Source organism: Nonomuraea sp. NPDC051191 (assembly GCF_044455665.1).
Classification (GTDB): Bacteria; Actinomycetota; Actinomycetes; order Streptosporangiales; family Streptosporangiaceae; genus Nonomuraea.
Map to the genome: position 1 here is coordinate 66,185 of NZ_JBITEZ010000005.1, position 23,979 is coordinate 90,163.

Genomic DNA, 23,979 nt, shown 5'->3' on the forward strand with positions numbered 1-23,979 from the left:
ATGAAGGCAAGCCTAACCTTAGGAGATGGACATGTCGGGACCGGTACTCGCGCGCAGGGGCTTCCTGGCCGCCACGGCAGGGCTCGCGGCGGCCCTGACACTGTCGGCCTGCGGCGGCGGCACCGAGGCGGCGGGCGGCGGCGCGTCCGCGTCGGCCGCGCCCTCCGGCACGGCCGCGCGGAGCTGGACGTTCACCGACGACCGCGACAAGAAGCTGGACCTGCCCGAGCGCCCCTCCCGGGTGGTGGCCCAGGTGGGCGCGGCCGCCGCGCTGTGGGACTTCGGCGTGCGCCCGGTCGCCGTCTTCGGCCCGCACAAGCTGGCCGACGGATCGAGCGACCCGCAGGTCGGCAATGTCGACATCACCAAGGTCGAGGGCCTGGGCAACGTCTGGGACGAGTTCAACGTCGAGAAGTACATCTCCCTCCAGCCCGACCTGCTGGTCAGCAGCATGTACGTCAAGGGCACCCTCTGGTACGTGCCGGAGAAGTCGAAGGAGACCATCGAGCAGGTCGCCCCCACCGCCGGCGTCATGCTCACCGGCCGCAGCGCCACCCAGGTGATCGGCAAGTACGAGGAGCTGGCCAGGTCGCTGGGCGCCGACCTCCAGGGCGTGCCCGAGGCCAAGGCCCGCATGGAGGCCGCGACCAGGGAACTGGCCGCCTTCAAGGACCTCAAGATCCTCATGATGTCCGGCGGCGCCGACGCCATGTGGGTGGTCAACCCGCCCGAGTACCCCGACATCGTGCATCTCACCGAGAACGGCCTGAACGTCGTCAAGCCCTCGAAGGTCGACGACGGCGGCTTCTTCCAGACCCTGAGCTGGGAGAACGCCGACACCTACGACGCCGACGTGATCCTCTACGACACCCGCACCCAGTCGCTCAAGCCCGAGGAGATGCTGAAGAAGCCCACCTTCGCCAGGCTCCCGGCGGTCAAGGCCGGCCAGTACTACCCGTGGCGCGCCGAGGCGCCCTTCAGCTACCAGGGCTACGCGGCGTTCCTGGAGGAGCTGGTGTCGAACCTGAAGAAGGCCGAGAAGCTTCAGTAGGCTCCGCGCACCTCGACGATCTCGGCGAGGGGGAACTCCAGGTAGTCGCCCGCCTCTTCGCACCAGGCGTCGAGCGTCCCCGCGCGCAGCTCGCCGTGGCTGATGGTGGCCGTCAGGCCGTCGGTCAGCGTGATGCCCGCCCGGACCCCGCGGTCGACGACGAAGCCGAGCAGCGACTGCTGGGCGGTCGGCAGCCTGTTGGCCATCCGGCCGATGACCGCCCAGGTGCGGCCGTGCTTGTCGGAGTCCTCCCGGCCGGCCGCGACCAGGCGGCGGGCGTGCTCGTGCGGGTCGGGGGCCGGCTCGGCGATCACGTACGTCGGCTGCGCGCCGGAGCCGGCCGCGAACTCCGACAGCTCGGCCACCTGCCCGCCGGGCAGCAGGATCAGCTTGCCGTTGTGCGGCTCCTCGGCCCTGGCCCGGTGGATGGTGATCTCGCCGGTGTCGGAGACGGGGACGGGGGAGTAGCCGTTCTCGCGCAGGGCGGCCAGCGTGCGGTCGGCCGGGGCGGCGCTGATCAGCACCGTGGGGGCCAGCAGCCGCAGGCCCAGCCGGGCCAGCCGCCGGTGCCCGGCGATCTCGGCGAGCAGCCCGGTGTCGCCGGCCTGCACGACGCAGCCGACCGTGGAGACCGTCACCTCGCCGTGCCGGCGCGCGGTGTCGCGCACCAGGTACTCAAGGGGCTGCGGGATCGTGCCGACCGCGGCCAGCTCGTCGAGCAGCTCGTCGGCGTCGTAGCCGTGGTCGAGCGCGCCGCGCACGCTCTCGGTGGTGAAGCGCCACACCGAGGCCGCGCCGCGCGACTCGCGCTCGGCCACCCGGTCGAGCAGCGCCGCCAGCTCGGCCGACGGCGGCCCGGTCACCACCGCGGTGAGGTCGGGGCCGAACAACGCGCTCCTGCGCACGCTGGCCAGCGCCCTGGTGGACGCCTCGGCCAGCACGGGATCGTGCTCGACCTGCGGGACGGCGTCGTCGTTCTCGTCGCCGGGGTCCGCGGTAAGCCCGGCCAGGGCGCGGCCGAGGTCGGTGAGTGCGCCGTTGGCCAGCAGGCCGAGCAGCGTGGCCTCGTCGAGGACGGCCGGCGCGCACTCGGCCAGCAGCGCCTGGTCGAGCAGCGGGGCGTGCCAGTGGACGTTGCGCACGAGGCTGTCGCGGTCGGCGAAGGCGGTGCCGGCGGGCAGGTGGGCCAGCGCCGCCAGCACGGCCCGGCGCACCCTGGCCACCGCGCTGCCCGAGGGGTCGTCGCCGAGCACGGTGGCGTACTTGCCGTCGACCTTGCGCAGGGACGACCGTTCCATCCGCCACCACGCCGACAGCAGCACGCGCAGCCGGGCCGAGCCCTCGTCGAGGCGCCAGCGGTCGAACCGGTCGGTGGGGATCATGCCGCCCGACTGCTCGTCCCAGGCCAGCAGCCTGGCCACCGCGCAGACCTCCAGCAGCAGGCGGGTCTCGTCCTCGTCGCAGCCGGTCTCCTTGGCCACCCTGCGCACCTCGCGCACGCCCACGCCGCCGGTCTTGAGCAGCGGCAGCGGGTTCTTGGAGGTGTTGTCCAGCAGGGCCGCGCACCGCTCCACCACGTGCGGCGCGGCCAGCGTCATCAGGTGGTCGACCTCCTCGGGGTCGACCGGGATCGAGGCCACCTCGGGCGCCTCGGGCTGGAACGGCGGGTGGTAGCCGGGGCCGCGCACGCACAGCGCCACCTCGCGGGGGATCTCGGCGACGTGCCAGCTCGGGCGGAACAGCAGGCCGTGGTCGGCGCACCACTTCTCCGGCGTGCCGGGGACGACGAACCGGCCGCCGTCGACGTCGCGGGCGGGGCCGTCCCAGGCCAGGCGGCCGAGCAGGGCGAGCGTGCCGTCGGGGGCGGTGGCCGCCAGCCGGTCGAGGCGGCCGGGGTCGGACAGCAGCTCGATGACGCGGGCGATCGTGCGCCGCTTGTTGCCTTGGGCGGGCAGGCCGAGCACGCGGGCCAGGGCGCGCAGGGCGTCGTTGCTGATCGTCCAGGAGTTGAGGTAGTGCTCCAGCGGCTCGCCCAGGCCGAGCGGCGCCGCCCACCAGCGCGCGACGCCCTCGGCCAGATGGATCACGCCGTCGGGGTCGGGCCAGGCCAGCGCGTGGTCATGCAGATGGTCGAGCCAGGGGGTCACGGTCTCACCCGGGACGCCGAGGAAGGCGGCCAGCCCCTCGGGCGTCGGCCGGCTCATGGTCAGGCCCGCCTCGGCCAGTTGCAGGGCGGGTAGCGGCAGCCCCCGCATGGCCTCCATGACGGCGAAGCCGTTGCCCAGGCGCTGGGCCAGCGTGTCGAGCCGGCGGGGCCAGGGCGGCGCGATGGCGTCGGGCCTGTTGGCCAGGATGCGGGCAAGCCTGTTTTCGTCTAGTGTTCGCAGCCAGCCGAGCAGGTGATCTTCCATCTGTCAGCACTCTCATGGGGTCGCGTGGGACTCACCGTGAGCCATGACCATCCACGGTAGTGCAGAGCACCCCTCCGTCAGGAGAGGACTGCCCAGACGATCTTGCCGTGGGGCGCGAGTGCCGACCACCCCCAGCGGAGGCTGAGCGATTCGACGATGTGGAGACCCAGGCCGCCGGTGTCAAGGGGGCCAGGGTATCGCAGCACGGGCACCGAGGTGCCGGGATCGGTGAACGCGCTGGTGACGAGTCCGCCGCGGCGCACCAGGGACATGTGGACCGGGCGCTGGCAGCGGGGCTCGTCGAGGCGCAGGCCGTGACGCAGGGCGTTGGTCGCGAGTTCGGAGACCACCAGCTCCATGTTCTCGACCAGCTCGCCGAGCCCCCAGCCGGACAACGTCCCCATGGTGAAGCTGCGCGCGGAATGGACCGAGGAGGCGGTGGGGGGGAGCACGTACGTGGCGCTCGCGGACGGGCCGGTCACCAGGAGATCGCGAGCCGCCTCCGGCCACCAGCCGACGGGCGGCCACCAGTCGAACGTGGTCCACTGGCCGGGCGCCGTGGTGGATTGCACGTGATCATTCTGCGCCAATCTCTCGTGCAGGTGCAAGAGCGAATGCACGTGCAGACAACTCGTGCAGGCGCTACGGTTCTCCCCAAGTGGTCAATATGGGGGAAAGGGGATCTTGTCCGCGGCCCATGATCTTTCGGCCGCTAAGTGACAGACTGTGTCTTCAAGGAAACGACACAAGGAGCAGCACGTGTCCATTGATCCGCCCGGCTCCGGTTCGACCGTTCGGCGCATCATGCTGGGTGCGAGCCTCAGGCGCCTGCGCGAGGCCTCTGGGCTCGACCGCGGCCAGGCCGGATTCCACATCCGGGCGTCCGAGTCCAAGATCAGCCGCATGGAGCTCGGGCGTGTCGGGTTCAAGACACGTGACGTGGAAGACCTGCTCACCCTGTACGGCGTCGTCGACGATGCCGAACGCCGTGCCCTGCTGGAGATGGTCCGCGAGGCCAACACCCCCGGGTGGTGGCACAAGTACTCCGCCGAGCTGCCCTCGTGGTTCACGACGTACGTGGGCCTGGAGGAGGCCGCGAGCGTGATCCGCACCTATGAGGTGCAGTTCGTGCCCGGCCTGCTGCAGACGGCCTCGTACGCGCGATCGGTCTTCCAGCTCGGCAACCCCGATGCCAGTCCGGACAAGATCGAGCGCCGCGTGCACATGCGCATGCAGCGCCAGGAGCGCTTCACCCAGAAGGACGGCCCCAAGCTGTGGGCCGTCATCGACGAGGCGGCGCTCAAACGGACCATCGGCGGGCGAGAGGTCATGTCCGAGCAGCTCCAGCATCTGCTGGAAGTCGCCGCCCTTCCCAACATCACCCTCCAGGTGATGCCCTTCAGGTTCGGCAAGCACGCCGCCGAGGGGGGCGCGTTCAGCATCTTGCGGTTTCCCGAGTCCGACCTGTCGGACGTTGTCTACGTCGAGCAGCTCTGGGGTGCCCTGTACCTGGACAAACGTGAGGACATCGACCCGTACCTCACCGCCATGGAGCAACTGTGCGTGGAAAGCACCACGCCAGGGGGCACCGTCGAGCTCATCGGCGGTCTTCTCAGAAAGATGTAGATGAACCACACCTACAACGGCATGCCCGCGGCCGACCTCACCCAGGTCGCCTGGCGCAAGAGCCGCTACAGCAACTCGCAGGGCAACTGCGTGGAGCTCGCGGAGCTTCCCGACGGAGGGATCGCGGTCCGCAACTCGCGCTTCCCCGACGGTCCTGCTCTCATCTATACCCGCGACGAGATCCGGGCCCTGGTGCTCGGCGCGAAGGACGGCGAGTTCGACGGCCTCCTCGTGTAACAGCCTGTTCACCTCCGGCGCGCTCCCGTAACGGGGGCGCGCCGGTGGCGTAACCGGCCTGGACCTTCCGCCGGTCAGGATGGCGGACATGCTCGACCGGATGAATCTCTACCCGATCGCCGACGACGTGCTGTTCGCGCCGGGCGGCAAGGTCGTGGTCCGCACGTACGGCGTGGCGCCCGCGGGCGCCTCCATCTCCTACCGCACCTGGGTGACCGGGCTGCGCGACCAGCCGCGCTACTGGCACTGGGGGCACTTCGAGGACGCCGCCTCCGGGCACCGCCGGGTGCTGGAGTGGCTGACCGGCAGGGGGCCGCAGCCTTCCCAGGCGCTGACCTGATCGCTATTCTCGTGCCAAGCAAATGCTTGGTAGAGGAGGCGTGGTGCGACGCGCGATCCACCTGCTCGAAGAGGTCGACTTCCGGCCGATGAACTCCCGGCGTCCGCTGGAGTACCTGACCTGGCTGACCCGCTACAAACGCGAGGACGAGAGCCGCGCCGAGCCCGCCCTGACCTCCGGCATGTCCATCAGGTCGCGCGAGATCGACCTCGTCGGCGCCTTCTACGCCGTGGGCATCACCGGGCACCCCCAGTTCAAGGCCGTCACGCTGTGGGACTGCCACGGCGGGTGGGACGGCGGCTGGCGCCAGATGATGAACATCTACCAGGGCGTGGACGAGCGCCTGTTCCTGTCCGACATCGACGACCTGCGCTTCTCCGCCTTCTCCAGGCCGCTCGGCGCCGCCCCCGGCTGCCCGCCGCTCGGCGAGGCCCCCGCCGCCGAGTTCTACCTGTTCGAGAGCGCCCGGGTACGCCCCGGCGCCGCGCTGGACTACCTGGAGGCCGTCCGCACCGAGCGCGCCCCGCTGCTGGCCGAGCACGGCCACACCCTGACCGGCCTGTACGAGGTGCTGTTCTGCGACACCGAGGCCGTCACCATGTGGGCCGTCTCCCTGGACGACCACCTGGCCGCCCAGCGGGCCCGCGACGCGGCCCTCGGGCTCGACGACGAGGTCCGGCCCGATCCCCGGCTGCTCGACTGGGGCAGGCGGGCCCGCGGCTACCTCGAAGGCCCCTGGCGCGAGACCCTGCTCGCGCCGTTTCCCGGCAGCCGCCTGGCGCGGGGGCCGCGGCCGGGTTAACGTCGGCCGCGGAGGCAGCCATGACGGACCCGTACCTCTACGGCGCGGGCGAGGGGGACCACCTCGCCGCGTGCCCGGCCGTCGCGTCCGTGGCGGTGCCGTACGCCGAGCAGGTGGCGCTCATGGGCGACCTGCTCGCCGGGCTGAGCCCGGCCCAGTGGGACGCGCCGATCGCCCGGCACGGGACGGTCCGCGACCTGGTCGGCCATCTGGCCGCCAACGACGGCGCCGTGGCGTTCGTCATGGGCCTGCCGGGCGCGTCCGGGGACCACCGGCGCTGGCGGGAGCAGGCCGGGTCGCTGGTCGAACGCCTCTCGGTGGCGGGGGAGGTGCTGCTCGGGGTCGAGGTGGGGCTGGCGGGGGTGCGTCCGGCCCGCGCGCCGCTGCGCCAGGCCCTGATCCAGCGCACGTTCGAGACCTGGACGCACGCCGACGACATCAGGGCCGCGACCGGCCGCCCGCCCGTGCCGCCGCGCGACGGGCACGTGCGCCTGGCCGCCGGGTTCGGCCTGGCGCTGCTGCCGCGGGCGCTGAACGGGCCGCGCCGCGACGTCCGGGTCACCGTCGTGCTGACCGGCCCCGGGGGCGGCACGTGGACCGTCCCGCTCTCGCGCGCCCCCGGCCGGGTCGCGGCGCTCGTGTCGGCGGACGCGGTGGACTTCTGCCGGCTCGTGGCCGGCCGCCGGCCCCCGGACGCCTTCACCTGCGCCGTGGAGGGCGACCCCGGCCTCGCCCGCGCGCTGATCCACGCCGCCGCCACCCTCGGCTGCGACTGACGGGTCCGCCGGACGACCGGCGACTTCGAGCCGCGACCGACGGGACGGGCCGTCAGGCGACAGGCGACTTCGAGCCGCGACCGATGGGGCGGGCCGTCAGGCGGCCGGGGAGTTCCAGCTCAGCAGCACCGGCTCGGAGTGCTCGAAGCCGAGCCGGGAGTAGGTGCCGGTGTCGAGCCTCAGCAGCCGGCCGTCCGCCGCGTCGAGGCCGAGCCAGCGGGCGGCCAGCACGCGCAGGAAATGGCCGTGCGCCACCAGCACGACCCGCCCCTCGGCCCGCCGGGCCCGCTCGATCACCCGGTCGGCGCGCGCGGCCACCTCGGCGGCGCTCTCGCCCGGATGCTCGGCGTCGCCGGGGATCACGCCGTCACGCCACAGGTACCAACCCGGCCGGGTCTTCCTGATCTCCACCGAGGTGATGCCCTCGTAGCCGCCGTAGTCCCACTCCCACAGGTCGGGGTCGACCTCGTAGTCCGTCAAACCGGCCAGCTCCGCCGTACGGCGGGCCCGCTGCGCGGGGGAGACCAGCGCCAGCCCGAACGTGCCCTCCTTGACCAGCGGCGCCAGCGCCCTGGCCTGGGCCTCCCCGTCAGGCGTCAAGGGCAGGTCGGTACGGCCGGTGTGCTTGCCGACCGTGCTCCATTCGGTGGCTCCGTGCCTCAGCAACAACATCTCATCCATGTGGTCCATCATCCGGCAGGCCCGCCAGCTCCTCGACGATGGGGGTGAAGGCGGGCAGGTCGCGCTCGTGGTGCAGCACGAAGTAGGACACGCCGTGCTCGTCGCGCCAGTGGCGGAGCTTGTCCACGATGTCGCGGCGGGTGCCGAGCAGCACCTGCGGCGTCTCGCCGAGCCCGGAGCTGTCGGCGGCGCTCCACGACTCCTCCGGCTTGCGCTCGCCCACCTGCATCACGCTGGTGCCGACCTCCAGCAGGTGGTGACGGGGGCCGCGGCGCAGCAGCGCCAGCTTGGCGAGGAACGCCTCCAGGCCCGCGTCGCGCGGGTCGGGGCCGGTGCCGTCCGGCTTGACGCGGGTGCCGAGGTTGACGATGTCGGCGTGCTCGGCGGCCAGGCGCAGCATGCGGGGGCCGCCGCCGCCCAGCAGGATCGGCGGGTGGGGGCGCTGCATCGGCGTGGGCGCCTGCTCCAGCCCGGTCAGCCGGTAGTGCTCGCCCTCGTAGGTCAGCGGACCGCCGGCCCACAGCCCCTTGATCACCTCCAGGGCCTCGCGCAGCCGGTCGAGGCGGACGCCGGGCGGGTCCAGCCGCAGCCCGGCGCCCGCGTACTCGCCGGCCATCCAGCCGGTGCCGAGGCCCAGCTCCAGCCGTCCGCCGGAGAGCACGTCGAGGGTGGCGGCCTCCTTGGCCAGCACGGCCGGGTGCCGGAAGTCGTTGGCGAACACCAGCGTGCCGACGCGCAGCCGGGTGGTGGCGCAGGCCGCCGCCGTCAGCGCCGCGACGGGCGCGAACCGGGGGCCGACCAGATGGTCGGGGACCAGCAGCACGTCGAAGCCGGACGCCTCCAGCCGCCTGGCCTTCTCTGCCCACGCCTTGCCGGACCGCGCCTCGCGCAGCACCGCGCCGAACCTGAACCGTCGCACGGCAACCTCCTCGCGCCGGATCTTAACAAGCGCTTGCTTGGAATGGCACACTGGTGGCCATGGAGATCCCGGTACGCCAGGCGACGGACGACGAGGTGGCGTTCTTCGGCGCGCACGGCTGGGTCCGCCTGGACCGGCTGGTCGACCCCGGCACGGTCGCCGACCTGCGCGAACGGGCCCGCGAACGCCTGCGGGGCCGCAGCAGGGCCGGGGACACCCCGGTCGACCGGGCCTTCGGCCAGTCGCGCGACGTCGCCGCCGAGGACGAGCTGTTCGGCGCGCTGAGCACCAGCCCCGCCATGGGACGCAACGCCGTACGGCTGCTCGGCGGCGTGCGGGCCGTGCGCGTCCAGGTCACCAACCTGCTGGTCAAGGAGCCGGGCGAGCACGGCGCCACCGAGTTCCACCAGGACTTCCCGTGGATGCCCATGGACCGCTCGGCCATGCTGACCGTGTGGCTGGCGCTGGCCGACGTGCCCGCCGACATGGGATCGCTGCGCTTCTACAGCGGCTCACACCGCTGCGGCCTGCTCGGGCGCAGCTTCACCCGCGCCGGGGACGACCAGCTCAGCCAGCATCCCTGGATCGGCGAGCTGGAGCTGTCGCCGCCGCTCGACCTCAGGGCCGGGGACGCCACCGTGCACCACGCGCTCACCGTGCACGGCGCGCCCGCCAACCGCCGCGACGCCGCCCGCCTGTCGTTCACCGTCACCTACTTCGACGCCGACGCCCTCTACACCGGGCTGCCGTACCGGCAGACCGACGGGCTCGGCCTGGAGGTCAACCGGCCCTTCGAGCACGAGAGGTTCCCGTGCCTGAGACCGTGAGAGGGCCGGTCGCCGACCTCGGGGCGACGCTCATGCACGAGCACGTGTTCGGGCTCAGCCCGGAGATCCTGTGGAACTGGCCGGACGTCCCCGAGGGCTGGGACCTGGAGAAACGCGCCCGTGAGGCGGCGGCCAAGCTCGACGCGCTCAAGGCCGAGGGCGTCGACACGATCGTCGACCTGACCGTCGTCGGGCTCGGCCGGTACGTCCCGGCCGTCCAGCGGGTGGCCGAGCTGACCGAGGTCAACATCGTGGCCGCCACCGGGCTCTACACCTACGACGCGCTGCCCCCGTACTTCGGGAACCGGGGGCCCGGGTCGTTGTTCGGCGGCCCGGACCGGCTGGCCGAGTTCTTCGTCCGCGACATCGAGGAGGGGATCGGGCGGACCGGGGTCAAGGCGGCCATGCTCAAGTGCGCCTCCGACCACCTCGGGATGACCAAGGGCTGCGAGCGGGTGTTCCGGGCCGTGGCCGAGGCCCACCTGGCCACCGGCGCGCCGATCACCACGCACTCGCACAGCGCCTCCAGGGGCGGGCTGGAACAGCAGCGGCTGCTCGGCTCGCTCGGCGTGGACCTGGAACGGGTGGTGATCGGGCACGCGGGCGACTCGACGGACCTGGCGTACCTGGAGGAACTGGTGGCGGGCGGCTCCTACCTGGGCATGGACCGGTTCGGCATCGAGACGATCAGCCCGTTCGAGGACCGGGTGGCGGTGGTGGCGGCGATGTGCGAACGCGGCCACGCCGGACGGATGGTGCTGGGTCATGACTCGTACTGCTTCAACGACCGGTTCGACCCCGACGTCGTACGGCGGCGCCACCCGAACTACCACCTCCTGCACATCTCCCGCGACGTCGTGCCCGAACTGCGCACACGCGGCGTCACCGGCGACCAGCTCCACCAGATGCTCGTCGACAACCCCCGGAGGATCCTGCGATGACCGAGGACTTCGACGTCGCCTCCGACTGGCACGTCGCCGCGCCGTACGACTTCCTGCGCCGCCTGCGCGCCGGACAGCCGGTGTTCCGCAGCGAGCACCTGGGCGCGTACGTGCTGACCCGCCACGCCGACGTGCGCGCCGCGTACGGCGACCCGGCCCGCTTCTCCTCCGAGGGGTCGCTGACGATCTCCCGCAGCCTCACCCCGCGGACCCGCGCCAAGCTGGGCGAGCACGGCTCGTTCCTGTCCAGCTTCGTGGCCAACGTGGACCCGCCCGACCACACCCGCCTGCGCCGCTCGGTCTCCCGGGCCTTCACGCCGCGCGCCGTCGCCGCCATGGAGGAGCGCTTCCGGCGGCTGAACGAGGACGTCCTCGACCGGGTCGCCCCCCGGGGCCGGGCCGACTTCGTCGGCGAGATCGGCCACGAGCCGTCGATCAAGCTGACCGCCCGGTTCATCGGCGTGCCCGAGGCCGACGAGGCGTTCGTGCAGGCGCACGTCAAGGACTGGTTCATGCTGTTCCTGTCGCCGCAGCCGCCCGCCCGCCAGCTGGAGCTGGCCGACAGCTTCCTGGCCTACCTCGACTACGTCGACCGCCTGGTGGCCGCCCGTGCCAAGGACCCCCGGGACGACTTCACGTCCCTGATGACCTCGCTGATCGGCGACGAGCTGTCCCACCGGGAGGTCGTCGAGCTGATCTCCACGATCCTGCTCGGCGGCAACGACACCGTCCCGAACCAGCTCGGCAACAGCGTCCTGCGGCTGCTGCGCGAGGACGCCTGGCCGGTGCCCCCGGCGCTGATCCCGGGGGCGGTCGAGGAGTGCATGCGGATCGACGGCGCCTCGCTGGGCTCGTTCCGCCACACCGTCCAGGACGTCGCGCTGCACGGTGTGACGATCCCGGCGGGCTCGCTGGTCCTGCTGTCCACCGACTCCGCCGGGCACGACGAGACCGTCTTCCCCGACCCCGAACGGTTCGTGATCGACCGCCCCAACGCCGCCGACCACCTGGTCTTCGGGTACGGCATCCACTTCTGCGTCGGGGCGGCGCTCGGCCGCCTCCAGCTGCGCACCGCGCTCGACGTCCTCGGGCGCCGCCTGCCCGGCCTGCGGCTCGCCCCGGACGCGCCCGTCGTCCACCGCAGGTCGCTGGTGGGCCGCGGGCTGAGCGCGCTGGAGGTGGAGTGGTGACCCGGGTCCGGCCGCAGGGGGCCGGTGGGAGGGAAGCGAGGAAAGGGATCTAAGGTCGGGAGAAAGCGGACTTAGGGGGATGGATGGAGCCGGTCGCGGTCGGGTTGATCGGGGCGGGGCCCTGGGCGGAGATGGCGCACGCGCCGATGCTGGCCAGAGGCCCGCACACCCGGCTCGCCGGCGTCTGGGCCCGCCGCCCCGACCAGGCCGCCAGGCTCGGCGCCCCCGTGTTCGAGCGCGTCGAGGAGCTGTTCGACGCCTGCGAGGCCGTGGCGTTCTGCGTGCCGCCCGGCGTGCAGGCCGAGCTGGCCGTCCGCGCCGCCCACGCGGGCAAGGCGCTGCTGCTGGAGAAGCCGCTGGCCGACTCGGTCGAGGGCGCCATGCGCGTGGCCGAGGCCGTGGCGGAGACGGGCGTGCCCTCGCAGATGATGCTCACCATGCGTTACGCGACCCCGACGCGCACGTTCCTGGCCCGCTGCGCCGAGATCCGGCCGTTCGGCGGGCACGCCGCCAACATCTCCGGCGCGCTGCTCGGCGACAACCCGTTCGCCACCCCGTGGCGGCTGGAGCGCGGCGCCCTGCTGGACGTGGGCCCGCACGTGATCGACCTGCTCGACGCCGCGCTCGGCCGGGTCGTCGGCGTGCGCGCGCACGGCAACCCGCTCGGCTGGACCGGCCTGCTGCTGGAGCACGAGGGCGGCGCGGTCAGCGAGGCGTCCCTGTGCATGGCGGCCGTCGGCGACCTGCCGCCCTCGACCGTCGAGGTGTACGGCAGGACCGGCAACGCCGTCCTGCTGCCCGGCGACGAGGACCCCTTCGAGACCGTGGCGGAGGAGTTCGCCCAGACCGTCCGGCGCGGCGGCGGCCACCCGCTCGACGCGGCGCACGGCCTGCGGCTCCAGGAGATCATCGCCGCGGCGGAGGAGCAGCTCGCCCGCTGAGTCCGCGCACCCTTGACGCCGAGGACATCTGCGGCATTGATAACGTTTGTCCGACGCGCAGTGCTGCAGCGAAGTCCGGTGCGAATCCGGCGCTGTCCCGCAACTGTCATAGCCAGGTCGCCTGCCTCTGCGCCGACGTCATCAACCCTCGTGGAAAAGGGTGATCCGTCGCTCATCGCGGGTCTCTCGGTTCCGACAGTGTGAAAGGACTACTCGTGAGGCCCGTACGCACGGCCTTCGCGGGCGCGCTGCTGGGAACGCTCGTCCTGGCCGGATGTGGCCAGACCGGCGCCAATGTCGCCCCCTCGAATTCCCCCACCGATTCCCCCACCGCCCCCCCTGCCGCGACCGCGGCGGCGAGCACCGGGGACTTCCCGGTCACCGTCGAGGCGGGCAACGGCAAGGTCACCCTCGCCAAGAAGCCCGAACGCATCGTCTCGCTCTCGGCCACCCACACCGAGACGCTGTTCGCGGTCGGCGCCGGCCCCCAGGTCGTCGCGGTGGACGACCAGTCGAACTACCCGCCCGAGGCCCCCAAGAGCGACCTGTCCGGTTTCAAGCCGAACGTCGAGGCCATCATCGCCAAGAAGCCCGACCTGGTGATCCTGTCCAACGACCAGGACAAGATCGTCGCCGAGCTGGCCAAGGTGAACGTCCCCGTCCTGCTCGAACCGGCCGCGACCAAGCTGGAGGAGGCGTACGAGGAGATCGCCGAGATCGGCGCGGCCACCGGCAACAAGGCCAAGGCCGACGAGGTCGTCACCGGCATGAAGACCGCCATGGACAAACTGGCCGCCGACGCCCCCAAGGACAAGAAGCTCACCTACTACCACGAGCTCGACCAGACGCCGTACGCCGCCACGTCCGGGACGTTCATCGGCCAGGTCTACGCCATGTTCGGCCTGACCAACATCGCCGACCAGGCCCCGGACGCGGCGGGCGGCTACCCCAAGCTGTCGGCCGAGTTCGTCGCCCAGGCCGATCCCGCGCTGATCTTCCTGGCCGACGTCAAGTGCTGCCAGCAGAGCAAGGAGACGCTGGCCAAGCGGCCCGGCTGGAAGAACCTGTCGGCCGTCAAGAACGACCAGGTGATCCAGCTCGACGACGACCTCGCCTCCCGCTGGGGCCCGCGCGTCGTGGACCTGGCCGAGGCGATCGGCGCGGCCGTGGCCAAGGCCGGCGGCACGGGCTGACGGTGACAGGCAAGGCGCAGCCGTCCAGGGCGCGGCCTGTGTGGGTGGCGGGCGCCCTGGTCGTGCTGGCCCTCACGATGGTCGCCGGGCTGCTCGGCGGCGCGGCGGACATCTCGCCGTGGCAGGTGGTCCTCCAGGTGGTGGACTGGCTGCCGTTCGTCTCGGCCGACTCGGGCCTCGCGCCGGTCGAGCAGGGCCTGCTGTACGAGCTGCGCCTGCCCAGGGTGCTCGTCGCCGCGGTCGTGGGCGGCCTGCTGGCCATGGCCGGCGCCGGGTACCAGGGCGTGTTCCGCAACCCGCTGGCCGACCCGTACCTGCTGGGGGCCGCCTCCGGCGCCGGGCTGGCCACGACGCTGGCCATCGTGCTGCTGCCCGGCGCCGGCGCGAGCATCCCGGTCGCCGCCTTCGCGGGGGCGGTGGGCGGGGTGTTCCTGGCGTACACGCTGGGCAACGCCGCCGGCCGCTCCGGCGGCCCCGGCGGCGGCACCGCGACCCTGGTGCTGGCCGGGGTCGCGGTCACGTCGTTCCTGACCGCGATCCAGACGTTCGTCCAGCAGCTCAAGGTCGAGGAGCTGGAGCGCATCTACTCCTGGATCCTCGGCGACGTCGGCGGCGGATGGGACCAGCTCCTGCTGGTCCTGCCGTACGCCGCGGTCTCCTCCGTCCTGCTCCTGCTGCACGGCAGGATGCTGGACGTGCTCAGCGTCGGCGACGAGGAGGCCGGCAGCCTCGGCGTACGGGCCGGCCGGGTACGCCTGACCGTCCTCGTGGCCGCCTCCCTGGCCACCGCGTCGGCCGTCGCGGTCAGCGGGCTCATCGGGTTCGTCGGCGTGGTCGTGCCGCACGTCGTTCGGCGGCTGGCGGGCGGGTCGTACCGGATCGTGCTGCCGCTGTCGCTCATCGGCGGCGCGGCCTTCCTCGTGGCGGCCGACCTCATCGCCCGTACCGTGATCGCGCCGGCCGAGCTGCCCATCGGGGTCGTCACGATGTTCGTCGGGGCGCCGTTCTTCGTCGGCGTCCTGCGCATGACCAGGCGGGTGGCCACGTGATCGGCGTATCGGCCCTGTCGGTGCGCCTGGGCGAGCGCGACGTGCTGACCGGCGTGGACGCGCACGTCCGGCGCGGCGAATGGCTGGCGATCATCGGGCCCAACGGCGCGGGCAAGTCCACGCTGCTCAAGACCGTCATGGGCGCGATCGTCCCGCACCGCGGCGAGGTCGTGCTCGACGAGCGCCCGCTCGCCGCGCTCAAGCCCCGCGAGCGCGCCAGGCTGCTGGCCTACGCCCCGCAGACGCCCGCCCTGCCGCCCGACATGACGGTCTTCGACTACGCCCTGCTGGGGCGCACGCCGTACATCCCCTACCTGGGACGGGAGAGCGGGCACGACCGTGACGTGACCGCGTCCGTGCTGGACCGGCTGGACCTGACCTCCTTCGCCGGACGCCGCGTCGGCGAGCTGTCCGGCGGCGAGCGCCAGCGCGTCGTGCTGGCCAGGGCGCTGGCCCAGCAGGCCCCCGTGCTGCTGCTCGACGAGCCCACCACCGCGCTCGACCTCGGCCACCAGCAGCAGGTGCTGGAGCTGGTCGACCGCCTGCGGCGCGCCGACGGCCTGACCGTCGTCACCACCCTGCACGACCTGACCGTCGCCGGCCTGTACGCCGACTCCCTGATGCTGCTGGCCGACGGCCGCGCCGCCGCCGCCGGCCGCCCCGACCAGGTGCTCACCGAGGCGCTGATCGGACGGCACTTCGAGGCCCGTGTCAAGATCGAGCCGGGCCCGGACGGCCGGCCCGTGGTCCACCTGGTACGAGGGGGAACGTGAAGCTGACCTATCGCGTGGAGGAGGGCACCCGGCTGGGGTCCCTGCTGTGGGAGTTCGGGCCCGGCTTCCGCATGATCTCCTCGGCCATGCTGGGCGGCGGCATCGGCCCCCGCGAATGGGTGCTGAACGCCCAGGTCGTGGCCGGTTACGCGCGGATGGACCCGGTCGACCACCTGGTCGAGCTGGGCCCGCCCGGCCCCGGTGTCGGCATGCTGACCGCCGCCTCCGTCGACCGGTACGTACGGGCCGCCGACGGGGGAGCGGAGGCCGTGGCCACCGTCGGGCTTCGCGTCCCCACCTGGGCCGCAGCCCCCGAGGGCACCGCCGACCCCGAACTCGCCCCCATGCGGGCGGGGACCGTCAACATCGTGACCGTCCTGCCCGTCGCCATGACCGACGCCGCCCTGGTGAACCTGGTCATGACGGTCACCGAGGCCAAGACCCAGGCGCTGATCGAGGCCGGCTACCCCTGCACGGGCACCGCCTCGGACGCCGTCTGCGTGGTCGTCCCGCAGGACGGGCCGGAGCAGGTGTTCGGCGGCCCCCGCTCGGAGTGGGGCGCCCGCGCGGCCCGCGCCGTCCACACCGCCGTCCGCCGCGGCGCCGAGTCGTGGCGGCCTGGTGACTACAGGTGACCATTTCGGGGGAAGTAGCATGTGGACAAGGGCGTGACTCCCGATACTGAGTGGGTGACCGCATTGGCGATCGAACCGACTACGAGGCGCACCGTTCTTCCCGGCGCACCGCCGTTCACAGTCGACGACCTGCTCAGGTTCCCCGACGACGGGAACCGCTACGAGCTCTTCAACGGGAGTCTGGTAGTGAGTCCTGCCCCCACCCCCCCGCACCAGGATGCGATCTTCCTGCTTCAGACGATTCTGCACCGCGACCTGCCGCCGCAGCTGAAGGTGTACTCAACCGTCAACGTCCGCGCCTCGCAGAGAGACCTCTTCATCCCGGATCTGGCCGTCGTCCCCAGGGACAAGGCCAGAAACGTCAAGCTCGTCTTCGAGGCCGCCGACGTCCTGCTGGCCGTTGAGGTGGTCAGTCCGAGCACCAAGACTCATGACCGGGGAAACAAGGCGGCCGCCTACGCCGCTGCGGGAATCCCCGCCTATTGGCGTATCGAACTCGACGAGGGGCCTTCGCTCTACGTGTATGAGCTCGACGGCGACTCCTATCGTGAACCCGTCGCCCACAAGGCCGGCTCGATGGTGAGGCTGTCGTCACCCTGCCCGGTCAGCTTCGATCCCGAGGAACTGGTCGACCACTGAAGCCGTAGTCCTTCGCGGCGCCTTCGGGGGTGATGTGGCCTGATTCCAGGTCGGCCCGGATCGCCGCCGGGTCCCTTTCCGACGGGGGGCCGAGGCCGCCGCCGCCCGTGGTCTCCACGACGAACGCCTCGCCCGCCGCGAACCGCACGTTGTTGACCTTCGAGGCCAGGCGTTCCAGCCGCCCGTCCAGGTGGCGCTTGTGGAAGCCGCCCACCCTGCCGGGCAGGCCGCCGTCCCGGCCCGGGGGCGGGAGGCGGAGGCGGTCGCCGCGGGTGGTGACGTGGCAGTCGGCCAGGAAGCGGTAGACGGTACGCGAGCCGAGCCCGCCCCGGAAGCGGCCGGGGCCGCCGGAGTCGGCGATCGTCCCGACCGACTCCACGACCAGCGGGCAGCGGCTCTCCACCGGCTCGGCCTGCGGTATCGAGTTGCGGCCGATGCCGAAGTGCACGCCCGTCGCGTCGGGCCCGTCCAGCCCCTGCCGGGCGCCCACCCCGCCGAAGTCGTAGGACAGGTGGATCCAGTACGGCGCCCCCACCGCGGCGATCGAGAACGGCTGGAGGATCCCGCTGGCCGCGATCGCGCGGTCCGGCATCGCGTCCGACATCGCCTGGAACACGGCCTCCATGGCGGCGTAGATGGGGACGTACCGGCCGCCGCAGGGGTACGGGGAGCGGGCGTTGAGCAGGGAGCCCTCCGGCAGCACGACCTCGATCGCGCGCAGGCAGCCGTCGTTCATCGGGATCGTCGGGTCCAGGAAGCAGCGCACCGCGAAGACGGCCGCCGCCAGCGACTGCGACGCCGAGGCGTTGATGGCGGCGGGCACCTGCGGCCCGGTGCCGGTGAAGTCGAGGACGGCCGCCTCGCCCCCGAGCGTGACGGCGACCCGTACGTGGTGCGCCACCCCCGGCCGCATCCCGTCGTCGTCGATCGGGTACGACGCCTCGAACCGCCCCCGGGGCAGCTCCGCCAGCGCGGCGCGGGTCCGGGTCTCGGTGTGGTCCAGGTAGTCCGCGACGCCCGCGGCCAGGCCCTCCTCTCCGTACTCGGCCAGCAGGGCCTCCACGCGGGAGGCGGCCACCGCCGTCCCGGCGACCAGGGCCCGGACGTCGCCCATGACCTTGTCGGGCGTGCGGCTGTTGGCCCGCAGGACGGCCTCCACGGCGGGTTCGAGTCCGTCCCGGGTGGCCAGGCGGACCGGCGGGAGCTGGAGCCCTTCGAGGAAGATGTCGGTGGCCAGCGGGGCCATGCCGCCGGCCGACAGCCCGCCCAGGTCGGAGACGTGGATCATGGTGGCGGTGAAGTAGGCCGGTGCGCCCCCGGCGAACACCGGCCGGTAGACCAGCAGGTCGTTGGTGTGCACGCCGCCCCGGTAGGCGTCGTTGAGCGCGTACGCCTCGCCGGGCCGCATGGTGTGCGGCGGGATGTCCTTCAGCAGCTCGGGCAGGGCGACCTTCAGGGCCATGCTGTTCATCAGCGTGGTCGCCATGGACTGCGCGACCAGCCGTCCGCCGGCGTCCAGGATCGCCGCCGAGGCGTCGGACCCCTCCACGATGAACGTCGAGTACGCCGACCGCACCACCACGATGCTGGCCTCCTCGGCCGCCACGACCAGCGCGTTCCTCAGCACCTCGGCGGTCAGGGCGTCGTTCACGCGGCGCCCTCCAGGGTCAGGCGCACGGCGCCCGACACCTCGTACGAGGCCAGCCAGCCGGGCGGGACCACGATCGTGGATCCGGCGTCCTCCACGATCGCCGGGCCGCGCACCCGGTCCAGGGTCCGGCGGGTGTGCACGGGAACGTCGACCCACCCCCCGGCCTCGGGGAAGTACGCCCTCCTGCGGCCCTCCGCGTCCCCATCAGACCCAGGTGCGGCGGGCGTGGCAGGCGTGGCGGGCGTGGCGGGCGTGGCGGGCGTGGCGGGCGTGGCGGCGTCGGTGACGCGGACGCGGTAGCTGACCAGCTCGATCTCCTCCTGCTGGACAATCCCATACACCTGCGCATATTTCGCGAAGAATCGCGCCGCCAGCTTCTCCCGCGACTCCGACCAGTCCACGGTCAGGTCGTGCGACTGCCCCTTGAACCGCACGTCCACCGACCGCGTCACCCGCACCTCCGCGAGGCCCAGGTCGGCGGCGGCGTCGGCGGCCAGGTCGGCGAAGATCCGCTCCGGGTCGCCGGCGTCCAGGCGCGACAGCACCCGGTCCGTCGACAGCGCCCCCGACAGCAGCCCGGCCGCCGAGGCCACCCCGCAGTGGGCGGGCACCACCACCGTCGCGATCCCGAACCGCCGCGCCACCCCGGCCGCGTGCATCGGTCCCGCGCCCCCGAACGCCACCAGCGCGAACCCCCGCGGGTCGATCCCGCGCTGCACCGTCACCACGTGCACGGCGGCGGCCATCGAGGCGTTCACGATCTCGTGCACGGCGTGCGCCGCCTCCTCCCGCGACACGCCGAGCGGCCCGGCCAGCCGGTCCAGGGCCTTGGCCGCGAGGGACGCCGAGAGCGGGATCGAGGCGGAGGAGAGGTAGCCGAGCACGAGGTCGGCGTCGGTGACCGTCGGCTCGCCGCCGCCGAGCCCGTAGCAGGCGGGCCCGGGGGAGGAACCGGCCGACCGCGGCCCGACGCGCAGCGCGCCCGCCGGGTCCAGCCACGCGAGGCTGCCGCCGCCCGCGCCGACCTCGGCCAGGTCGATGGCCGGCGTCTTGATCGGCACGCCGGTGCCCGCCCGCCGCCCGCCGAAGCTGCCCTTGCCGCCCACGTGGAACTCGTGCGTGATCTCCGGACGCCCTCCGCGCACCGCGCACGCCTTGGCCGTCGTGCCGCCCATGTCGAACGAGATCACGTCCGGCAGCCCGGTCCCGGCGGCCGCCAGCACCCCGGCGGCCGGGCCCGACTCGATGGTGGACACCGCGCGCCGGGCGGCCAGCTCGGCCGAGACCACCCCGCCGCCGGACTCCATGACGTGGACGGGCGCGCTGATCCCGATCGCGGCCAGGCGCTCGCGCAGGCGCGACAGGTAGGAGGTCATCAGCGGGCCGATGTAGGCGGACATGATGGTGGTGGTGGCACGCTCGTACTCGCGGATCTCGGGCCAGATCTCGCAGGAGGCCACCACGTGCGGCACGTGCTCGCGCAGGATCGACGCGGCCCGCCGTTCGTGGGCGGGCTCGGCGTAGGAGTGCAGCAGGCAGACGGCCGCCGAGGTGATGCCGCGCCGGGTGATCTCCGCCGCGGCCCGCCGTACCGACGCGGGGTCCAGGGGCTCCAGGACGGCACCGCGGGCCGAGACGCGCTCGTCCACCTCGAAGCAATCGCCGGGCGCGACCGGGGGAGGGGGCGGGGTGAAGCGCAGGTCGTACCGGTCCTCCTCGACGCGGGCGTAGCGGCCGAGCGGGACGGCGGCGCGGAAGCCCCGGGTGGTCACGAACGCCACCCGCGCGCCCGTGCGTTCGAGCACGGCGTTGGTCGCCAGCGTGGTGGCGTGCACGACCCGGGTGACCTGGGCGGGGTCCACGGACCCGAGCGCGCGAGTAACGCCGGTGAGTATGCCCGCGATGGGGTCGTCGTGGGTGCTCAGACACTTGGCCACCGCGGTGACGCCGCCGGGGCCGCTCAGGACCACGTCAGTGAAGGTGCCGCCGACATCGACGCCGATCGCGAACCCCATCCCGGTACGTTAAGTCCCCGAGCAAGCGCTTGTCTATGTATTGATCCCTTGACTTACGGCATCTGATTGGGAACCTGGACCTATTCAGTGTTTGGAGCGAAGATGGCGCGCATCACAGCTCTGGCGGGCGGCGTGGCGGCGGTCCTCGTGCTGCTCGCGATCCCCCTGCTCGCGGCCCCCGCCGCCGCCCACAACCATCCGAGCGGGATCACCGACCTGGTGACGCCGGCCGTGGTGCGGGTGGAGGCGGTGTCCCACGTCGAGATCACCCTGCTCGACCACATCGGCGAGCTGAAACACGTGGAGCGCTCCTACGACCTGCCGTTCGCGTCGGGCACCGGGGCCGTCGTCAACCCCGAGGGCGACGTCGTCACGCTCAGGCGCAACGCCGTCAACCCGGACGACGTCGCGATCTACGCCGCCAACAAGATCTTCGCCGAGCACCACAAGGTCAAGATCCCGCTCGACTACAAGAAGCACACCCTCAAGGACGACCAGCTCAACCACCACCTGCAGGAGTGCTACCCGCCGAAGACCAGCACCGCCACCTGCATCATCGACGTCACCACCGACATCACGGTGTTCCCCAACGTCTCGCCGCCGAGCACGGGCCTGAAGTACAAGTGCATCAAGGCCGGCAAGACCCCCGACACCCCCGCCGTGCTGGTCCCGCTCACGCCCGCCGCCGGCAGCGTCGGCATGCCGACCGCGCCGCTCGCCGACAAGGTGCCCGACCAGGAGGGCTCGCCGACCAACGTGGCCGGCTTCACGGGCCGTCCCGGGCCCGGCGTCCAGGAGACCGTGCAGATCGCCCACCTGGCCAAGGGCGGCCAGGCCGGCGCGACCGGCAGGCCGTTCGCCGACCCGGAGAAGAAGGTCGACGAGCCGGTCAAGCTGGGCGCCCTGGTCGACCAGGGCCTGGCCGGCGCGCCGGTGATCGGCGACAAGGACGGGCACGTCATCGGCCTGCTCATCGGCGGCGGCAAAGAGGCCACCATGCTGGGCGTCAGGGAGATCACCGCCACCCTCGCCGCGGCCAAGGTCGCGCCGCGCAGGGGCGCGATCGACACCGCCTTCGAGGCCGCGCTGACCCGCTACCACACCAAGTACTACACCGAGGCCGCGCCGGGCTTCCAGCGCGTGCTGGAGCTGTATCCCGGCAACGTGGTGGCCGCCACGCTGCTCAAGACGTCCCTGGCCAAGCGCGGCGGGCCCGAGGACCAGGGCACCAAGCAGGCCGTGGCCCCCCTGTCGCGGTCGACGCCGATATGGCCCTTCCTGGTGGCGGCCGGGGTGCTGTTCATCGCCGCGGGCGGCGGGGTGTACCTGCTGTGGCGGCGGCGGGCGCCGGACAGACCGGCCGAACTGCCCGAGCCCCTGGCGGCGGCCCCGCCGTTCGACGACGCCGGGAGCCAGACCGTCGTCGTACGGCGCTCGCAGCCGTTCCAGATGGTCCCGCAGCAGCAGCAGGTGATGACCGCCCCCGACACGCCGCCGGTCAAGTACTGCACCTCGTGCGGCATGAGGCTCGGCCCGGCCCACCGATTCTGCGGCTACTGCGGCCATCCCATCGAGACGTGATGCAATTGAACGACAGATCGCTCATCGGCCAGGAGGTGGCCGGGTACTACATCGAGGACATCGTCGGCAAGGGCGGCATGGCCGTCGTCTACCTGGCGCTCGACCCCCGGCTCAGCCGCCGCGTGGCGCTGAAGATCCTCAACCCGGTGCTCTCCGTGGACGACCGGTTCCGCCAGCGGTTCATCCTGGAGTCCAGGACGGTCGCCAGCATCGAGCACCCCAACATCATCCCCATCTACGAGGCCAACGCCGACGCCGACGGCGTCCTGTACATCGCCATGCGCTACGTGGACGGCCTCGACCTGCGCAGGCTCATCTACGACCGGGGTCCGCTGCCGATCGCCCAGGCCAACCAGATCTTCGCCCAGACGGCCGCCGCGCTCGACGCCGCGCACGCCCACGACCTGATCCACCGCGACGTGAAGCCGGCCAACATCCTGCTCGCCGGCGACCACGTCTACCTGACCGACTTCGGCATCACCAAGCACCGCTCGTCGATCTCCGGCCTGACCCAGACCGACCAGTTCATCGGCACGCCCCGGTACATGTCGCCCGAGCAGATCAACAAGGAGCACATCGACGGCCGGTGCGACCAGTACGCGCTGGCCTGCGTGGTCTACGAGGCGCTGAGCGCGCGGCTGCCGTTCCAGCGGGAGAACGACATCGCGCTGCTGTGGGCGCACCTGGCCGAGCAGCCGGTGCCGCTGACGCAGCTGCGGCCCGAGCTGCCGCCGCAGGTGGACACCGTGATGTCGCGCGCGCTGGCCAAGGCGCCCGAGGAGCGCTACGCCACCTGCTCCGAGTTCGTGACCGCGCTGCGCGACGCGATCAGCGGCCAGGACGCCGAGCCGGGCGGCCGGCACCCCTCGGGGCCCCACCCGGTCCCGCACGCGGCGCCGGTTCCGGGGCCGGTTCACGGGCCGGCCACAGGGCCCCGTACCGGGCCTCAGGCGGCCCCTCAGACCGGATCGCGGCTCAGTCCGTACGCGGTGCCGCAGACCGGCCCGCACGGCCTGGGACAGCCCTCCGGGCCGCACGCGGCCAACCCGCACAGCGCGGCCCCCACCCATCCCACGGCCCCGGCCAGGCGTCCGGGGCGGCTGCCGATCGTCGCCGTCACACTGGTGGCCGCCGTGGCCGCGCTGGCGCTGGTCGCGATGATCATCTTCAACCACCGCGGCGACACCTGGTCGCGCTACGCCGCCAGCGCCGCCGCGCCGCTCGCCTTCGACTACCCCGGCGACTGGACCGCGCGCACCCACCAGGACCTGTTCGCGGTGGCCTCGCCGCACGCCACCGAGTTCGAGTCGCTGTTCGTGGCCGGTCCGGGGGCCGACTGGTCGGCCGTCTCCCAGATCGTCGCCGACGACCCCGACAGCGCCGCGGGCGTGTACGTCCAGGTCTCCGACACCCTCGACGCGGGCGGCGACTCCGAGCAGATGAAGAGCAAGATGGACAACCTGCTGCCCGGCCAGGTGGACCTGGGCAAGCCGGTCCAGGACCAGGCGGGCGACAGCCCGGCCACCCGCTTCGACGGCGCGCTGCACGACCCGGCCAGCGGCACCCGGCTCGGATTCGTCAGCTACGTCATCGACCGGCAGCCCAAGACCATGCTCGTGATGTACTTCTGTGCCAGGAACACCTGCGACGACGCGGTCCAGACGCGTATCAGGCAGAGCGTGCGCCCTTCGTAGACTTGTA

The 23,979-nt window shown here is 72.6% G+C and carries 23 protein-coding genes and 1 riboswitch; of the genes, 17 read left to right on the top strand and 6 right to left on the bottom strand.

Going from position 1 to position 23,979, the window contains the following annotated elements; genetic code table 11:
• Window positions 1-31 precede the first annotated feature (31 nt).
• The gene (locus tag ACIA8R_RS15165) at window positions 32-1,051 is read left to right on the top strand and encodes an ABC transporter substrate-binding protein (RefSeq protein WP_397038776.1); all 1,020 of its coding nucleotides are present in this window, start codon (window positions 32-34) and stop codon (window positions 1,049-1,051) included.
• Here the strand turns inward: ACIA8R_RS15165 and ACIA8R_RS15170 are convergent.
• Window positions 1,045-3,462, bottom strand: a complete 2,418-nt coding sequence (locus ACIA8R_RS15170) for a helicase-associated domain-containing protein (RefSeq protein ID WP_357700885.1) — start codon at window positions 3,460-3,462, stop codon at window positions 1,045-1,047. The genes ACIA8R_RS15165 and ACIA8R_RS15170 overlap by 7 nt on opposite strands.
• Before the next feature lie 77 nt (window positions 3,463-3,539).
• The gene (locus tag ACIA8R_RS15175; protein WP_357700883.1) at window positions 3,540-4,034 is read right to left on the bottom strand and encodes an ATP-binding protein; all 495 of its coding nucleotides are present in this window, start codon (window positions 4,032-4,034) and stop codon (window positions 3,540-3,542) included.
• A 232-nt stretch (window positions 4,035-4,266) separates the two neighbouring features.
• Between ACIA8R_RS15175 and ACIA8R_RS15180 the strand changes: the two genes are divergently transcribed.
• The 5 genes from ACIA8R_RS15180 (at window position 4,267) to ACIA8R_RS15200 (ending at window position 7,243) form a co-directional block, all read left to right on the top strand.
• Window positions 4,267-5,088, top strand: coding sequence for a helix-turn-helix transcriptional regulator (locus tag ACIA8R_RS15180; RefSeq protein ID WP_352323686.1), 822 nt, complete (start codon window positions 4,267-4,269; stop codon window positions 5,086-5,088).
• On the top strand, window positions 5,089-5,325 hold the full coding sequence (locus ACIA8R_RS15185; protein WP_352323675.1) for a DUF397 domain-containing protein: 237 nt from the start codon (window positions 5,089-5,091) through the stop codon (window positions 5,323-5,325).
• Between the two features lie 88 nt (window positions 5,326-5,413).
• Entirely contained in the window at window positions 5,414-5,665 is a 252-nt protein-coding gene (locus ACIA8R_RS15190) for a hypothetical protein (protein WP_357700881.1), read from the top strand.
• 43 nt (window positions 5,666-5,708) lie between these two features.
• Window positions 5,709-6,467, top strand: a complete 759-nt coding sequence (locus ACIA8R_RS15195) for a hypothetical protein (RefSeq protein WP_364093697.1) — start codon at window positions 5,709-5,711, stop codon at window positions 6,465-6,467.
• A gap of 20 nt (window positions 6,468-6,487) precedes the next feature.
• The gene (locus tag ACIA8R_RS15200; protein WP_397038779.1) at window positions 6,488-7,243 is read left to right on the top strand and encodes a maleylpyruvate isomerase family mycothiol-dependent enzyme; all 756 of its coding nucleotides are present in this window, start codon (window positions 6,488-6,490) and stop codon (window positions 7,241-7,243) included.
• 96 nt (window positions 7,244-7,339) lie between these two features.
• Here the strand turns inward: ACIA8R_RS15200 and ACIA8R_RS15205 are convergent, their stop codons facing one another.
• Window positions 7,340-7,924: a histidine phosphatase family protein gene (locus ACIA8R_RS15205; protein WP_357700875.1), complete on the bottom strand. Its 585-nt coding sequence runs from the start codon at window positions 7,922-7,924 to the stop codon at window positions 7,340-7,342.
• Window positions 7,917-8,843 (bottom strand): TIGR03621 family F420-dependent LLM class oxidoreductase, encoded by a 927-nt coding sequence (locus ACIA8R_RS15210; RefSeq protein ID WP_364093704.1) that lies wholly within the window; start codon window positions 8,841-8,843, stop codon window positions 7,917-7,919. Before ACIA8R_RS15210 ends, ACIA8R_RS15205 begins: the two co-directional genes overlap by 8 nt.
• A 59-nt stretch (window positions 8,844-8,902) precedes the next feature.
• On the opposite strand from ACIA8R_RS15210, the gene ACIA8R_RS15215 reads away from it, so the two are divergent.
• The 9 genes from ACIA8R_RS15215 to ACIA8R_RS15255 all read left to right on the top strand — a co-directional run bounded on the left by ACIA8R_RS15215 (window position 8,903) and on the right by ACIA8R_RS15255 (window position 17,031).
• Window positions 8,903-9,670: a phytanoyl-CoA dioxygenase family protein gene (locus ACIA8R_RS15215; RefSeq protein WP_357700871.1), complete on the top strand. Its 768-nt coding sequence runs from the start codon at window positions 8,903-8,905 to the stop codon at window positions 9,668-9,670.
• Window positions 9,655-10,611, top strand: coding sequence for a phosphotriesterase-related protein (locus ACIA8R_RS15220; protein ID WP_364093708.1), 957 nt, complete (start codon window positions 9,655-9,657; stop codon window positions 10,609-10,611). The genes ACIA8R_RS15215 and ACIA8R_RS15220 overlap by 16 nt, the downstream gene beginning before the upstream one ends.
• On the top strand, window positions 10,608-11,801 hold the full coding sequence (locus tag ACIA8R_RS15225; protein ID WP_364093711.1) for a cytochrome P450: 1,194 nt from the start codon (window positions 10,608-10,610) through the stop codon (window positions 11,799-11,801). Before ACIA8R_RS15220 ends, ACIA8R_RS15225 begins: the two co-directional genes overlap by 4 nt.
• Before the next feature lie 83 nt (window positions 11,802-11,884).
• Window positions 11,885-12,742: a Gfo/Idh/MocA family protein gene (locus tag ACIA8R_RS15230; protein WP_397038783.1), complete on the top strand. Its 858-nt coding sequence runs from the start codon at window positions 11,885-11,887 to the stop codon at window positions 12,740-12,742.
• 36 nt (window positions 12,743-12,778) lie between these two features.
• A riboswitch (cobalamin riboswitch) is annotated at window positions 12,779-12,886 on the top strand.
• A 71-nt stretch (window positions 12,887-12,957) separates the two neighbouring features.
• On the top strand, window positions 12,958-13,935 hold the full coding sequence (locus ACIA8R_RS15235; RefSeq protein WP_364093718.1) for an ABC transporter substrate-binding protein: 978 nt from the start codon (window positions 12,958-12,960) through the stop codon (window positions 13,933-13,935).
• 2 nt (window positions 13,936-13,937) lie between these two features.
• Entirely contained in the window at window positions 13,938-14,984 is a 1,047-nt protein-coding gene (locus tag ACIA8R_RS15240) for an iron ABC transporter permease (RefSeq protein ID WP_357700861.1), read from the top strand.
• Window positions 14,981-15,757: an ABC transporter ATP-binding protein gene (locus tag ACIA8R_RS15245; protein ID WP_357700859.1), complete on the top strand. Its 777-nt coding sequence runs from the start codon at window positions 14,981-14,983 to the stop codon at window positions 15,755-15,757. Before ACIA8R_RS15240 ends, ACIA8R_RS15245 begins: the two co-directional genes overlap by 4 nt.
• Entirely contained in the window at window positions 15,754-16,392 is a 639-nt protein-coding gene (locus ACIA8R_RS15250) for an adenosylcobinamide amidohydrolase (protein ID WP_397038786.1), read from the top strand. Before ACIA8R_RS15245 ends, ACIA8R_RS15250 begins: the two co-directional genes overlap by 4 nt.
• Window positions 16,393-16,413: 21 nt before the next feature.
• On the top strand, window positions 16,414-17,031 hold the full coding sequence (locus ACIA8R_RS15255; protein ID WP_397038788.1) for a Uma2 family endonuclease: 618 nt from the start codon (window positions 16,414-16,416) through the stop codon (window positions 17,029-17,031).
• Here ACIA8R_RS15255 and ACIA8R_RS15260 read toward each other — a convergent pair.
• Window positions 16,997-18,682, bottom strand: a complete 1,686-nt coding sequence (locus ACIA8R_RS15260; RefSeq protein ID WP_397038790.1) for a hydantoinase B/oxoprolinase family protein — start codon at window positions 18,680-18,682, stop codon at window positions 16,997-16,999. The genes ACIA8R_RS15255 and ACIA8R_RS15260 overlap by 35 nt on opposite strands.
• Window positions 18,679-20,697 (bottom strand): hydantoinase/oxoprolinase family protein, encoded by a 2,019-nt coding sequence (locus tag ACIA8R_RS15265; protein WP_397038792.1) that lies wholly within the window; start codon window positions 20,695-20,697, stop codon window positions 18,679-18,681. The genes ACIA8R_RS15260 and ACIA8R_RS15265 overlap by 4 nt, the downstream gene beginning before the upstream one ends.
• A gap of 102 nt (window positions 20,698-20,799) precedes the next feature.
• Between ACIA8R_RS15265 and ACIA8R_RS15270 the strand changes: the two genes are divergently transcribed.
• Together ACIA8R_RS15270 and ACIA8R_RS15275 are read left to right on the top strand one after the other, a co-directional pair.
• Complete coding sequence (locus tag ACIA8R_RS15270; protein WP_397038794.1) at window positions 20,800-22,278, top strand: zinc ribbon domain-containing protein; 1,479 nt, start codon at window positions 20,800-20,802, stop codon at window positions 22,276-22,278.
• On the top strand, window positions 22,278-23,972 hold the full coding sequence (locus tag ACIA8R_RS15275) for a serine/threonine protein kinase (RefSeq protein WP_397039238.1): 1,695 nt from the start codon (window positions 22,278-22,280) through the stop codon (window positions 23,970-23,972). The genes ACIA8R_RS15270 and ACIA8R_RS15275 overlap by 1 nt, the downstream gene beginning before the upstream one ends.
• The last annotated feature ends 7 nt before the right edge of the window (window positions 23,973-23,979 follow it).

Bases quoted from the DNA above. Each gene is read 5' to 3' on its own strand.
- ACIA8R_RS15165 (WP_397038776.1), top strand. From the start codon at position 32: ATGTCGGGACCGGTACTCGCGCGCAGGGGCTTCCTGGCCGCCACGGCA.
- ACIA8R_RS15170 (WP_357700885.1), bottom strand. From the start codon at position 3,462: ATGGAAGATCACCTGCTCGGCTGGCTGCGAACACTAGACGAAAACAGG.
- ACIA8R_RS15180 (WP_352323686.1), top strand. From the start codon at position 4,267: ATGCTGGGTGCGAGCCTCAGGCGCCTGCGCGAGGCCTCTGGGCTCGAC.
- ACIA8R_RS15185 (WP_352323675.1), top strand. From the start codon at position 5,089: ATGAACCACACCTACAACGGCATGCCCGCGGCCGACCTCACCCAGGTC.
- ACIA8R_RS15190 (WP_357700881.1), top strand. From the start codon at position 5,414: ATGCTCGACCGGATGAATCTCTACCCGATCGCCGACGACGTGCTGTTC.
- ACIA8R_RS15200 (WP_397038779.1), top strand. From the start codon at position 6,488: ATGACGGACCCGTACCTCTACGGCGCGGGCGAGGGGGACCACCTCGCC.
- ACIA8R_RS15205 (WP_357700875.1), bottom strand. From the start codon at position 7,924: ATGGATGAGATGTTGTTGCTGAGGCACGGAGCCACCGAATGGAGCACG.
- ACIA8R_RS15215 (WP_357700871.1), top strand. From the start codon at position 8,903: ATGGAGATCCCGGTACGCCAGGCGACGGACGACGAGGTGGCGTTCTTC.
- ACIA8R_RS15225 (WP_364093711.1), top strand. From the start codon at position 10,608: ATGACCGAGGACTTCGACGTCGCCTCCGACTGGCACGTCGCCGCGCCG.
- ACIA8R_RS15230 (WP_397038783.1), top strand. From the start codon at position 11,885: ATGGAGCCGGTCGCGGTCGGGTTGATCGGGGCGGGGCCCTGGGCGGAG.
- ACIA8R_RS15265 (WP_397038792.1), bottom strand. From the start codon at position 20,697: ATGGGGTTCGCGATCGGCGTCGATGTCGGCGGCACCTTCACTGACGTG.
- ACIA8R_RS15270 (WP_397038794.1), top strand. From the start codon at position 20,800: ATGGCGCGCATCACAGCTCTGGCGGGCGGCGTGGCGGCGGTCCTCGTG.
- ACIA8R_RS15275 (WP_397039238.1), top strand. From the start codon at position 22,278: ATGCAATTGAACGACAGATCGCTCATCGGCCAGGAGGTGGCCGGGTAC.